At 37.7% G+C, this 14,176-nt stretch carries 10 protein-coding genes; 7 read left to right on the top strand and 3 right to left on the bottom strand.

The genetic code is table 11. From position 1 onward, the window contains the following. Nucleotides 1-55: 55 nt before the first annotated feature. Together MUW56_RS08490 and MUW56_RS08495 are read right to left on the bottom strand one after the other, a co-directional pair. Nucleotides 56-1,195: an EpsG family protein gene (locus MUW56_RS08490; protein WP_292012774.1), complete on the bottom strand. Its 1,140-nt coding sequence runs from the start codon at nucleotides 1,193-1,195 to the stop codon at nucleotides 56-58. 1 nt (nucleotide 1,196) lies between these two features. Next, nucleotides 1,197-2,201, bottom strand: a complete 1,005-nt coding sequence (locus tag MUW56_RS08495) for a hypothetical protein (RefSeq protein WP_292012775.1) — start codon at nucleotides 2,199-2,201, stop codon at nucleotides 1,197-1,199. Between the two features lie 196 nt (nucleotides 2,202-2,397). Here MUW56_RS08495 and MUW56_RS08500 point away from each other — a divergent pair, with 196 nt between their 5' ends. From MUW56_RS08500 to MUW56_RS08520, 5 genes are read left to right on the top strand one after another with little or no spacing between them, the layout of a single operon-like run. Next, on the top strand, nucleotides 2,398-6,051 hold the full coding sequence (locus MUW56_RS08500) for an MMPL family transporter (protein ID WP_292012776.1): 3,654 nt from the start codon (nucleotides 2,398-2,400) through the stop codon (nucleotides 6,049-6,051). A gap of 42 nt (nucleotides 6,052-6,093) precedes the next feature. After that, on the top strand, nucleotides 6,094-7,008 hold the full coding sequence (locus tag MUW56_RS08505; protein WP_292012777.1) for a dialkylrecorsinol condensing enzyme DarA: 915 nt from the start codon (nucleotides 6,094-6,096) through the stop codon (nucleotides 7,006-7,008). A 1-nt stretch (nucleotide 7,009) separates the two neighbouring features. Beyond that, complete coding sequence (locus MUW56_RS08510; protein ID WP_292012778.1) at nucleotides 7,010-8,149, top strand: beta-ketoacyl-ACP synthase III; 1,140 nt, start codon at nucleotides 7,010-7,012, stop codon at nucleotides 8,147-8,149. Next, nucleotides 8,149-8,580, top strand: coding sequence for a hypothetical protein (locus tag MUW56_RS08515; RefSeq protein WP_292012779.1), 432 nt, complete (start codon nucleotides 8,149-8,151; stop codon nucleotides 8,578-8,580). Before MUW56_RS08510 ends, MUW56_RS08515 begins: the two co-directional genes overlap by 1 nt. Nucleotides 8,581-8,585: 5 nt before the next feature. Beyond that, complete coding sequence (locus tag MUW56_RS08520) at nucleotides 8,586-9,029, top strand: ABC transporter permease (RefSeq protein ID WP_292012780.1); 444 nt, start codon at nucleotides 8,586-8,588, stop codon at nucleotides 9,027-9,029. A 341-nt stretch (nucleotides 9,030-9,370) separates the two neighbouring features. Here the strand turns inward: MUW56_RS08520 and MUW56_RS08525 are convergent, their stop codons facing one another. Next, on the bottom strand, nucleotides 9,371-12,283 hold the full coding sequence (locus tag MUW56_RS08525; protein WP_292012781.1) for a pitrilysin family protein: 2,913 nt from the start codon (nucleotides 12,281-12,283) through the stop codon (nucleotides 9,371-9,373). A gap of 431 nt (nucleotides 12,284-12,714) precedes the next feature. Here MUW56_RS08525 and MUW56_RS08530 point away from each other — a divergent pair, with 431 nt between their 5' ends. Further along, the gene (locus MUW56_RS08530) at nucleotides 12,715-13,119 is read left to right on the top strand and encodes a hypothetical protein (RefSeq protein WP_292012782.1); all 405 of its coding nucleotides are present in this window, start codon (nucleotides 12,715-12,717) and stop codon (nucleotides 13,117-13,119) included. 60 nt (nucleotides 13,120-13,179) lie between these two features. Beyond that, nucleotides 13,180-14,175: a BtrH N-terminal domain-containing protein gene (locus MUW56_RS08535; RefSeq protein ID WP_292012783.1), complete on the top strand. Its 996-nt coding sequence runs from the start codon at nucleotides 13,180-13,182 to the stop codon at nucleotides 14,173-14,175. The last annotated feature ends 1 nt before the right edge of the window (nucleotide 14,176 follow it).

The raw sequence follows: 14,176 nt of genomic DNA on the forward strand, positions 1-14,176 counted from the left end.
AAAAAAAGACAGCCTAACGAAGCTGTCTTTTTTGTTTTTTATTCAAAATTACCCATTAGGGAAGGATATAGTTGTTATAAAGATCGATCGAAAATCTTCCCGCTTTTATATTATTAAAGGCAGAAAAAACCACGAAATTGAAAACAACGAGAGCAATAATAAATGAGTAAACCATATTTTTAACCCTGCTTGAAACAACATACATCGTATTCGGGATAATGATGTAAGAAAACCCAATAAACGCTCCTGCAAGACGGGAAGAAAAGATAGGATTGTTTCTGAAAATAAAATAGAGACAAATTCCGATTACAGCATAGTTTCTGTGATACTCATAATAGGGAAACAGTTCTTTCATTTTCGTATCAAAAGCAAAAAGGAAGAAAGTCAGAATGGCCATCATGGCTTCAGGAATCCCAAAACCTCCGTTCAGCCGCTGGACAGTCTCATCCATATACCCGTTGAACCCTTCCACAAGTGAGCTTTCTTCGGCCATACCGGTTAAAAAGTTCCCAAAGAATCTATACACTTCAAACGGTGATAAAAATACGGACCCGATGATCAGAATCAACATGATTGTTTTATTCAAAGGCACACGGGCCAGCCAGTACATAGGCAAAAACAGATAACAGACACTGTGAATCCCTGATCCGATGAATATAAAAAACAGATAATGCCACAATTTTCTCTCTTTGATATACCGAATGGCAAAATACATGATAAAGGTCCCCAGGTTTTGTCTTATCTGCCCACTTTCTCCGATAAAGAAGTTAGGAATAAACATAAGCAGGGTAAAAGTAAAGGGATAAAAAGTATTGTCCTCCGTATATTCTACTTTAAAATAGATGGCAAAAATGGCTATGACAAGGGTAAGAATATAAAAAGGAGCATTGAAAATATTCAGCAGTATTTTATTAATCAAGGTATACAGCCATTCCACATCCAAGGAATCCGGCCCTTCCAGGTGAAGCATCTTCATAAAGATACTGTAATAGCTCTTCGTATCGGAATAAATATAAATCCCCCGATAACTCCCGTAATCCGGTCCTACACTATCCCGTAATCCGACAAGAACAATCAGGTATACCCCCAGAAACCAGAACCATTTTTTATCTACTTTTCTTCCATATACTTCCTGAACACTGAAGAACAGCATATATAAAATTGCAATGATATAATATGGATGTAATAAACTCATACTAACTGAACCTATGCTGTTTTGTTAATTGATGAAATGCTGTGATAATCCCTGTTAGAAACAAAGGAAGAAAAAGTCTTATCTCCCAGAAAAGCCCCACTAAAGTAATCATGATCAGATACGGAAGTGAAAAGAAAAGATATTTTCCAAATACAAGCCTGTTTTCTTTACGGATACAAAGTCTGTATATAAAATAAAGTACTATTATTGCGAATATCAATCCTGCTAAATTAAACGGGCTTGAAAAATTTCTGTCTATATAAAATCCTTCAACAAATGTGGTTTCTTTCAATGCTATTATCTTTCTTAATCCAAGATAAGGAACCAAAAATGCAATCACCAAAGGAATAATTTTCAGAACAGACTGGAAATTTCCTTCTTTCAGGTTTTTTATATTCAGGAAAACGGCTGCAAAAAAAGCAATGTTAAGGCAGGCCGTCTCTCTTACGAATGTTGAAATGACAATCAAAACAAGTAAAGCCCAATAATATCCATTTTTCTGCAAATGCCCATACTTCAGTGTAAGAAAAACTCCCGATAAATAACAGAACAAGGCAATCGTATCACAATTGGTGGGAGCATACTGCGTAATAACAATAAAGAAAACCGATAACAAATGCACGACCCGCCTCATGTTCAGATCAGAAAACAGGGTTTTAAACTGAAGCATCTTATGGATAAGAACAGAACACAACATAAAGAAAAAGCTGTTCATCACAAAAAGACCGTGATAAAAAGGGGTTCCGTTTTTGGATAAAAAATCTTTGAAAATGGAAAGAGGTCCGTTCATCAGATTATACATCACCTCTGTCATCTGCACACTGAGATAATTGGGAATCACTCTGTAAGCATATACTGAGGAGAATAAAAAGTCCGGAGGTCTTTCTGATGTTTTAAGCCTCGTATAGGAAGATTCAAACCCGTAATAAGACATGGCAAACAGCAGAAGCGGAAGTACTATTACCAATAGGAATCCGTTTATTTTTTCATCATTCTTTTTCAACATATCTAAAACAGATTCTTATTTTTTAATAATAATTGTGGTTTAAAATACATTTTCATTACAAGGGAACTTCTGCAAAAGTAGAATATTTTTTCATTCTTTTCAGAATATTTTATTGATTTTCAGTCAAAACTTATCGCCTAACTATTTTGAACTAATGCTTAAAAATTTAAATTTGCAGACTTGACTTTATAATGCAATGCATCATTTCTTTATATTTTTATATTATCTGATATCCAAAAACAAAATTCTTTCTGTATTGACAGCATTGGGGATTGCGACTTTGTGTATCTTCTTTGCTTCAAAAATTAATTTTGAAGAGGACATCAATCAAATCATTCCTAAGAATGAGAAATCCGATCTTACGGCAAAAGTTCTTAAGCAGCTTAATTTTTCAGATAAGATCATTGTCATAATAGAAAACAAATCCAGCGAAGACAGCTTTCTGCTTTCCGAAACAGCAGATACTTTTTTACAGAAAATCGAGCCATTACAAAAATATATCGGTTCAGTTCAGGGTAAAGTAAATGATCATGAAATTTCAGAAACTTTTGATTTCGTGAATCAAAACTTACCGTTATTCCTGAATGAAAATGATTATAAAGAGATTGAACGGAAAATTCAGAAAGACAGTATTGCCCGGCAGGTGGAAAGCAATTATGTTTCCCTGGTTTCACCTGCAAGCCTTGTTACCAAAGAATTTATCAAAAAGGATCCTTTGGGGCTTACCTTTTTGGGAATAAAGAAACTGAATGCATTAAACATCAGCAAAGATTTCAAACTTGAAGACAGCTATATCGTTACCAAAGACGGAAAAAACCTTTTGCTTTTTATCGATCCTAAAAACAAAAGTAATGATACCAAAGCTAATGAAGCTTTTATAGATCAGCTCAATACCATAAAAGACACCCTCAACAAGCAATTCAAAGGCAAAACTGAGATCAGCTATTTTGGTTCTCCGATGATTGCTGTTGCCAATGCCCAACAGATAAAAAAAGACATTCAAAACACCGTGGTGATTTCCATGACGGTCCTTTTAGTGCTGCTGATCTATTATTTCAGAAATTTCTTTACGCCGGTCATCGTTTTTCTTCCAACGGTATTTTCTGTTTTGCTTGCCTTATTGGTCCTGTACTTTATTAAGGATAAAATTTCAGCCATCTCATTAAGTGTTGGAGCCATTCTTATCGGGATTACCATTGATTATGCGCTTCACATTCTTACCCATTATAAACACAACAACAATATTGAAGAGCTTTATAAGGAAATTACCCATCCTATTATTTTGAGCAGCGCAACAACAGCGGTTTCATTTTTATGTTTGGTTTTTGTACGTTCCGAAGCATTAAAGGATCTGGGGCTTTTTGCAGCCATCACAGTAATCCTTTCTTCCATTACAGCACTGATCATTGTTCCTCAGCTTTATAAGCCTAAAGAAAACCACGAAAAGCTTACCCCCAATTTTATTGACAGGATCGGGTCTTATCCTTATGAAAAGAATAAACCTTTAATTATTGGCTGCTCTTTAATTATTTTAGCTTGTTTGTTTGGATTCAGGCATGTAGGCTTTAATGAAGATATCGGTGATCTGAATTATATCCCGAAAGAATTGAAAATAAGCGAAGCGAAGCTGCAGAAGCTTTCAGATATAACGTCAAAGTCTATTTATACGATCTCTTACGGAAATTCCGAGGAAGAGGCCCTTACCAACAACTCACAGCTGAACCGTTTTCTCGAAAAAGAAAAAAAAGACGGCAAGATCCTAAGCTACAATTCAATTGGAAATATTGTACTTTCTGAAAAAGACCAACAAAAGAAAATTGAGGAATGGAAGCATTTCTGGGATACTTCTAAAAAGAGTGAGACGGTTACAGCGCTGATCAGTAACGGAAATAAATATGGTTTCAACAGCTCTGCCTTTGACCAATTTAATGAAGTTTTGAATAAAGATTACTCTGTCTTAGCCCTGAAGGATTATGAAAAAGTAAAAGCATTACAGATTTCGGAGTTCCTCAGCAACGAAAACGGATTTTATACGGTCTCCAATGTTGTAAAGGTGGATGAAAACAAAAGAGATACATTCATCAAAGACATTGAAAAGAAGCATGATGCCCTCGCTATCGACCGCCAGCAGATGAACGAGAACTTTTTGGGGTTACTGAAACGGGATTTCAATACCCTGATCAACTATTCTCTCCTGGCCATCATTTTAACCATCATCGTTTTCTTCAGAAACCTTGAGCTTACGATTCTTACCATGTTCCCGATTGTTTTAACCGGAGTTGTAACGGCAGGAATTCTTTACTTCTCAGGGCTTGAACTTAATATTTTCAGCACCGTTGTCTGTACCTTGGTTTTCGGTGTAGGGGACGATTTCAGTATCTTCCTGACGCAGGCTATGCAGAAGGAGCACACCACCGGCAGGAACGAACTTCCTACCTACAGGATTTCAATTATCCTCGCCGTATTCACCACCATTCTTTCGATTGGCTCCCTGATCTTTGCCAAACATCCGGCTTTACATTCCCTGGCCTTAGTAGCTTTGATCGGAATGTTTTCTGTGATTATCATTACCTCAACCTTATACCCATTCTGGTTTAGACTGTTGATTACGAACAGGTCCAAAAAAGGACTTTCACCGATTACATTCAGACTGCTTCTCAATTCCCTCTTCTCATTTTTGTATTATGGACTGGGAGGTTTATTATTTTCAGCTTTCGGAAGTTTCTTTGTGAAAAGCTCCAAGGGTAAAACATTAGATATTATCAAATTAATCTTAGCTGAATTTTTAACATCCGTCCTTTACACCAATCCTTTTGTAAAGAAAAGAATCATTAGAAATCCTTCTGAAGACTTTAGCCAGCCGGCTGTTATCATTGCCAATCACACCTCTTTTCTGGACACGCTGGCCATTGCAATGACCACTCACAAAATAATATACCTGGTGAACGACTGGGTGTATCAAAGTCCGATCTTTGGAAAACTGGTAAGAGCACTCGGATTTTATCCTGTTTCTCAGGGTATTGAAAACGGAATGGAAAAACTGAAGGAAAAAGTTGCACAGGGCTATTCTCTAGTTGTTTTTCCTGAAGCAGAACGCTCCTATACAAATGAGGTCAAAAGATTTCATAAGGGAGCATTCTATCTTGCAGAACAGTTTGATTTGGATATCCTTCCTATTTACATCCATGGGAATTCAGAAGTCTTGCCGAAAGGAGAGTTCATTATTTACGATGGAAGCATTACCGTAAAAGTAGGGGACAGAATCAGCAAAGACGACATCAGCTTTGGTAGAAGCTATTCCGAAAGAACGAAAAAGATTAATGCCTATTTCAGGAATGAATTTGCAAAACTGAGAGAAGAAATTGAAGGTGAGGATTATTTTAAAAAGAAATTATTCTTAAGCTACCTGTATAAAAACACTGAGGTCGTAAAAGAAGTAAGACAAGATTTCAACACGCATCAATCGGTTTATTTTGAACTGAATAAGCAGATCCCGAAAGAAGCCAATATCCTTCACATTGCGGATGACTTTGGACAAAAGGATGCCTTGTTAACCCTTTACCAGGCAGGCAGAAGAATATTTTCCCTGATTAAGGATCACGAAAAAAGGGAAACAGCAGCCCACTCTTACCTGGTTAAAAGGAGAAAACTGCATTATATAAGTGATCTTTCGGAAGTGAATAAAAACATTGATGTACTTCTTGTATCCGATGACAGCTTTACGATCACTGATATTCAGACCCTGCCCGGGACGGTCATTTTTGTCAACACAAACAATACCCTGTCTGAAAGTAATAATTATATACTGAAATTCAGTTCTGAATCATTAAAAGTATTTAAAATCAAATAATAAATATGAAAAACATATTTTTGTAAACGCTAAAAAAGAGTAATGAAAAAAAATATACTTGTCATATACTATTCTCAAACCGGCCAGCTGGAAGATATTGTGAGGAATATTGCTAAGCCTTTTGAAGCCAGAAAAGAAGAATATGATATTACTTACTATAATATTCAGCTAAAGGAGGATTTTCCTTTTCCCTGGCCCAGCGATGTTTTTTTCAACACTTTCCCGGAGTCTTATCTACAGATCCCGAAAGAAATTCTGCCGCCGCCAGAAGAAGTACTGAATAAAAAGTTTGACCTCATCCTGTTTGGATATCAGGTATGGTATCTCACCCCATCTATTCCTATTATTTCATTCCTGAAAAGTGGCTATGCAGAGAAAATCCTTAAAGACACTCCTGTAGTTACCATTTCCGGGACAAGAAATATGTGGATGCTTTCCCAGGAAAAACTGAAAGTATATTTAAAGAATCTTCAAGCCCGGCTTGTGGGAAATATAGCCTTAGTAGACCGACATGATAATTATACGAGTGTACTGACCATTCTCAGATGGCTCACAACAGGCAGGAAAGAAAAATCAGGAATGTTACCCGCTGCCGGTGTATCTGATGAAGAAATTAAAGGCTCTGTGAAGTACGGTGAGATCATTGAGAAACATTTTAAAAATAATGATCTGGATACATTACAGCCGGAACTGGTCAGAAACGGAGCCATCGAAATTCGTCCGTTCCTCGTCCGGGTAGAAAAAGTAGGAAACAAGATTTTCACCGTTTGGTCTCATCTTATTATCAAGAAAAAAGAGAAACGGCCATTGCTGATAAAATTCTTTAAGGTATATTTGATGGCAGCGATATGGATTATCTCACCGATCGTTTTGGTTTTACACCTGCTTACAACCCCTATATTTTGGTTTAAAAGACAAAAACAAAAAAGATATTTACAAGGAATTAATTTAAAATAGAATGTACGACGTATTTATAACAAAAGCATCAACATACTTACCCAATGAGCCGGTATCTAATGATGAAATGGAGACCTATCTGGGTCTGATCAACGATGCACCTTCTAAAGCAAGAACACTTATTTTAAGAAATAACAAAATTACAACAAGATATTACGCTTTAGACAAAGAAGGAAATCCTACGCATTCCAATGCGCAGCTTACAGCAAAAGCGATCGAAGGACTTTTTGATGAGCATTTCAAAAAGGAAGACATGAAATTATTATCCGTAGGAACTACTTCTCCTGACCAGATCCAGCCTTCACACGCTTCCATGGTTCATGGTGAACTGAACATCGGAAAATCTATTGAGATTAATACCGCGACTGGTCTTTGTAATTCGGGAATGAACGCCCTTAACTATGGCTTCCTTTCTGTAAAGGCCGGGGTACATGAAAGCGCAGTATGTGCAGGTTCCGAAAGAATGTCTGCATGGATGACGGCAGATAAATTCAACCATGAAGCAGAAAACCTGAAACTATTGGAAGAAAGGCCTATTATTGCTTTCAAAAGAGAGTTTCTAAGATGGATGCTTTCTGACGGGGCCGGTTCTTTCCTGCTGCAAAACAAGCCTAGAGAAAACGGAATATCATTAAAGATAGAATTTATTGATTTTTACTCTTACGCCCACGAGATTGAAGCGTGTATGTATGCAGGCTGCGAAAAACAGGCTGACGGAAGCTTACAATCATGGGCGGACTATCCTTCAGACGAATGGCTGAAACAGTCTATCTTTGCCCTAAAACAGGACACTAAAATCCTGGACAAATACATCCTGGTCAAAGGAGCAGAAAGTTTAAGGTCTTCTTTTGACAAGCACCATTTAGATCCTGAAAAGATCGACCATGTATTGGCTCATATTTCTTCAGGTTATTTTAAAGACGGCCTTAGGGAGGAATTTGCCAAAAAAGGAATGGATTTCCCTCAGGAGAAATGGTTCTATAACCTATCCGAAGTTGGAAATATCGGTGCAGGTTCCATCTTTATTGCCTTAGAGGAATTAATGAATTCCGGAAGGCTGAAGAAAGGGGAAAACGTACTTCTCTGCGTTCCCGAGAGTGGAAGATTTGCATATTCTTGTGCTTTATTAACGGTTTGCTAATGGAAAACAGACTGCCAACATCCGACAAAGATTTTGTAGAAAGCCTGATCCCGCAAAGATTTCCTTTTGTAATGGTACATGAGATCACGGAATATTCTGAAAGTCATCTGATCTCAGGATTTGAAATCAGGGAAGATAATCTCTTTATCCAGGATGGCGTTTTTCAGGCCTCGGGAATGATAGAGCATCAGGCTCAAAGTGTAGCACTGCATACCGGCTATCAATATTTCTTATTAGGAAAAGATGCCCCTACAGGATATATCGGAGCAATTAAGTCTTTTGAAGCTGAAATCCTTCCTAAAACAGGAGATCACCTTGCCTCGGAAATAACCATCCTTAATGAAGTAATGGGAGTAACATTGGTGGATATCGTTACCAGACTGAATGGTAAAGTCATCGCAAAATCTCAAATGAAAACTGCTGTAAAATAATGCTCATGGAAATCAGGGAAGACCATATTATCAATATTCACAACTTTCTGCCGCATCGGGAGCCCATGCTGATGGCAGACTACATTCTGGAACTAACCAAAGAAAAAGTTGTGACTTCCTTTGAAATAAAAGAAGGTAATATTTTTGTGCACAATAATGAATTTGTTGAAGCCGGATTAATCGAAAACCTGGCCCAAACCTGTTCTTCTATTCTTGGACAGAGTTTCTTTGAAAATCCGGAAGCGGATACAAAAGTGATCGGCTTTATTACCAATATTAAAAAAATTGAAGTTTTCGCACTTCCAAAAGTAGGGGATAAAATTATCTCAAAAGCTTCCCTTATTTCGCAGTTTGAAAATATCTGCCACATCTTCTGTGAGACTTTTCATCATGATGAATTGTTGATCAGGGCTGATATCAGCCTGTTTATTCAGGAAGTTAAATCTTAAGAACAACTCAATACAATATACAAGCTGTACAGATCATGTGCAGCTTTTTTATTTGAAAAGATTTGTTTTTATTTTATCATAAAATGCATACAAATACTTAATTAAAAAGCCTTCCTCTTACTAATCCTAAACTACAAAACAGTCTATAAACATCACATTATCAAACAATAAACTACAAAAATCCCAACAGCCATTAAAATCTAAAAGTGATGATAAAAAAAGGATCACCCCTGTGTATTTCACGTGAAACATTACACCAGCCCGTGAAATCTGCATGGTGAATTAACCCATAAAAAAGTGAGACATTTCTGCCTCACTTTTAAAATGATCTGTAAAAATGATTAGTATCCAAAGATCTCTTCAAGGGATACTTCCTGGAACTCACCCATTTTGTTGATAGAATCCATATTCAGGTTTTCTTTCTTCCCGATGATGGCTGTATTGTATTGTACAGGTTTTACTTCAGCATTATAGAATCCTGTCAGCTGAGGCAACGTCAATCCCTGGATCTCAGCATAAGTATCTTTTCTGATGTCATAATCGATTCCCAGTTTTTTCAGCGCCAGCTGGCTGAAGAAAATATTCGTTCTGTTGATTCTGTTCGAAGCAATCTGTTTCAGGGCAGAACCTCTTGCATTTTCAAACTGTGCCGGGATCTGTGGCAGCTGTGCCATCAGTTCGGTCATTGCATTCACTGCGAGAGGAAGCTTGTTAGCCTGTGTTCCGATATAGTTGGTAATATAATTGGCACGTCCCTTTTCTGAAGCATTTCCATAAGAAACATATGCAGAATACGCCAATGACTTACTTTCTCTGATCTCCTGGAAAACAATTGAAGAAAGCCCTCTTCCGAAATATTCATTGAAAACATTTGATTTTCCAAAATTGCTCAGGTTTACAGTACTTCCTTTGGCTACTTTGGCCATTTCCATCTGAACCATATCGTAATTTGTGAAATACACCTTCCCTGTTGTAGCCGGCTCAGCATATTCTTTAGCTTTTGCAGGCTGAAGGTTTGCATTCACTATATAAGGTTTCACAGCCTTTTCTAGACCTGCCTGATCCTGTCCGTAAAGAAGGATCTGATATGGATATTGGTTCAGCGTTTTAATCTTTTTCATCAGCGCTGTAACATCGATGCTTTCAAGACGTTCTTTGGAAACAATATCCGTCATTCTTGAATCTTTGCCATACCTGGCATAGTTTGAAAGCGCAGCCATGATTCTTGTTTTATCTTTTTTAGCGACAGCCCTTGCCTCCAGAATAGTTTTTACGGTCTGGCTGTAAATCGCTTTATCTGCCTTTACGTTAGTGAGCCAGTGGTTCATCAGCTCAACCCCTTTCTTCATGTTCGTTTCAAGACCTGTTAAAGTAACGATCATCTGGTCGTTGGAAGTTCTGAGGCTGTTGCTGATTCCCAGTTTATAGAATTCTTCTTTCAGCTGCTCCGGAGTATATTTATCCGTTCCAAGATATTCAAAAAGAGTTCCTGCAATGGAAAGTTCTTTATCATTATCGGTTCCGAAAGGAAAGACATAGCTTACCTGAGCAATTTCATTATAGTTGTTTTTCACAAAACTTACCGTCTTATCTTTAATCTGGGAAGTTTGAATCGCTGTTTTATAATCTATAAATTCTGGTTTGATCTCCGCAACCTTTGTATTTAAAATATCTTTAAGGAAAGGAGACTGTGCTTCCCTGTTCAGCTTAATAGGGGTAATTCCCGGGTTTTCTACACGAACCAGCTTATCATTCACTCCTTTTTCTTTATAGACTACTGCATAATTGTCTTTAAAAAATTCGTTGGCAAACTTTACGACATCTGCTTTTGTCACTTTATCATATTGGTTGATCTCATCAAGTTCCTGTTCCCAGGTTCTTCCTTTGATATAAGCTCCGTAAAGTTCAGTAGCAAGGCCGTCTGCTGTTTCCCAGCCTTTCATACGCTGAACTTTTTGATCATTGACGATGGCCTTCAGCATCCAATCCGGGAATTGCCCTTTTTTCACAAGGTCCACCTGATCCAGCAATAATTTTTTCGCTTCATCAAAACTTTGTCCTTCTTTAGGAGTCACTACCAATGCAAATAAACCGTACGTTTTGAACGGAGATTCGTAGGCACCGGCTCCAAGCGTTTTTTGCTTTTGGTTGATATTAAGATCAATTAAGCCGGCATCCCCTCTGTTGCTTAAGATCTCAGCCACTATATCGGCCAGTCTCGCTTCCTGGCTTCCATAGGAATCCGTTCTCCAGGCGATTGTCATTCTTGGTGTGGAAGGACTTTTTACCGTTCTGGAAACAATTTTAGTCATGGGTTCTTCTGATACCATTTTTTTCATGGGAAGTTCTTTGTACTGGAAAGCGCCGAAATATTGATCAACTAGTTTTATCGTTTTGTCAAAATCAAGATCCCCTACCAATACAACTGCCATATTGTTGGGAACATAATAGGTATCAAAATACTTGTGAATAGCTACCATTGAAGGGCTTTTCAAATGTTCTGAAGTCCCGATCGTCGTCTGCTGTCCATTGGGATGCTTAGGGAAAAGGGCCTCCATTAATGCATAATTTACCAGACGTCCGTCATTATCCTGAGCCCGGTTGTATTCCTCGTATACCGCTTCAAGCTCGGTGTGGAAAAGGCGCAGTACCAGCTCTGAGAAACGCTCTTTTTCTACTTTTAACCACTTTTCAAGTTCGTTGGATGGGATATTATTTTTATAGACGGTTTCATCCAGCCAGGTATGAGCATTCGTTCCTGTAGCGCCTAATGAAGAAATGGCTTTATCATATTCATTAGCGATCGCATACTTTGAAGCTTCCTGAGACACCTCATCAATTTTCTTATAAAGCTCTTTCTTTTTAGCAGGATCTTTTTCAGCTTTATGTTGCTCATAAAGATCAGAGATCTGCTGCAGTAAAACTTTTTCTTTTGCCCAATCCTGAGTTCCAAGATGTGAAGTTCCTTTGAAAACCATATGCTCAAGATAATGTGCCAATCCGGTATTATCACTCGGGTCATTATTAGATCCCGTTCTTACAGGAATATAGGTCTGAATTCGGGGGGCATCTGCATTTTTTGCCAGATACACCTTCAGTCCGTTTTTCAGCGTATATACCCTTACCCCGGCCTGATCATTTTTTACTGTTTCATAGGTATACCCCTGGGCATCGGTCAGTTTCTGTGTGTCGAATTTCTGTGCCATTGCGCTTATCATACAGAAAAGCGAAACAGAAATAAAAAACTTCTTCATAGTTGTTATATGTTATTTATTTTTATCAAATTTCTACTCCATTAGTCTTATTATATAATACACTTGTTACAGCCCATCTGTTACAAACCTTAACAATCAAAAATAACGGTATGCTTAGGATACTGTTTTTTTTGGGATGGGTTAAATCGGAAATTTCAAAAACCGGAAAAAAATTTTCACTGGTATAAAATCCACGGGAAATTTTTTTGAAGCATCATATTGTAAATTTTCAAGCTTATATAAAAGAAAGCACTCATCTCTTTGTATGAAAAAATAAAATCTTGGCTCAAGTCCTTTCTTAACGACAAAAGACCCTTCCCATTTAATATGATTTACATATAATGTATTTTCACTATTTTAGCCAACTGATTAAAAGAATCAAAACAGGTGAATCCTATTTCATCTGAAATCTAAAAAATAACATTATTTAGATGAAAAAACAAGACCTACCTCAAGACGAAAGCAACCTGAAGTCGGCTAATATGACTGAAGTACTGTATGTAACGGATGAAAACGACAATTACACTACAGCAAACAGCACAGGCTGGGATGCAAAGAAAGCTGCTTTGGACGAATCCATGGAACTTATTCATGAAAGAATTGAAGAAGCAAAACAAAACGTAGCCAATAATATAGTAAGTCCCATCGTTTATTTTATGGAACTGAACAAAATGGACCTGGGAGTACTGTCTTCTTACGTAGGCATGTGGCAATGGAGGGTAAAAAGACATGGTAAGCCCAGAATATTTAAAACACTCAACGAAACTGTACTGAAAAAATATGCCGATGCATTCGGAATTTCAGTGGATGAATTAAAAAACTTCAATGGAAAATAAATGGAAGTATAGCAGGTAATGCCCTCTCCATCTTCCCAATGAAAAAGATATAAGCTGCAAATGAAATTAAACTTTGAACACCATCAGACTGCGCATTGCGAAAACGGTGTTGCTTCTAATCTACTGCTTAATAAAGGACTGAAACTTAGTGAGCCCATGATCTTTGGGATCGGTTCCGGACTGTTTTTTGTCTATCTCCCTTTTTTAAAGGTGAATTTTGCTCCCGGCTTCAGCTATCGTCCGATGCCCGGTGCTATTTTCAGCAAAGCAGCCAAAAGATTAGGAATAAAAATCAAGAGAGAAAAATTCTCAAATCCTAAAGAAGCCCAAAAAGCTCTGGAAAGAAATCTGGAACACAATATTCCTACAGGACTGCAGGTGGGTGTTTTTAACCTTACTTATTTCCCTGAAGAATATAAATTCCACTTCAATGCCCATAATCTTGTGGTCTATGGTAAAGAGAACGGAAAATTTTTGATCAGTGATCCGGTGATGGATTATGTAACCTCCCTTTCTGAAGCAGAACTGGAAAAGGTAAGATATGCTAAAGGAGCACTTCCTCCAAAAGGACATATGTACTACCCTGTGTATGTTCCGGAAAATATCAACCTGGAAGAGGCCATTAAAAAAGGAATCAGAGATACCTGCAAAAATATGCTGGCTCCGGTACCGCTTATCGGGGTAAAGGCGATGAGATGGGTAGCCCGCAGCATTCCGAAATGGGCAGAAAAGAAAGGAACAAAAGTGACCAATCACTATTTGGGCCAGCTGATCAGAATGCAGGAAGAGATCGGAACCGGCGGTGGCGGGTTCAGATTTATCTATGGAGCCTTTCTTCAGGAAGCAGCCGTAATTCTTAACAATGACCAGCTAAAAGAATTGTCAAAAGAAATTACCGCTATCGGAGACCTTTGGAGAGACTTTGCCGTAGATATTGCCAGAGTGTATAAAAACAGAAATTCAAAAAGCAATATCTACAACGAGCTTTCAAAAACGATGCTTCACATTGCAGACCTTGAAGAAGCTTTCTATAAAAAACTGAGAAAAGCGATCTGAT

Origin of the sequence: Chryseobacterium sp., assembly GCF_022869225.1 — a bacterium.
Classification (GTDB): Bacteria; Bacteroidota; Bacteroidia; order Flavobacteriales; family Weeksellaceae; genus Chryseobacterium.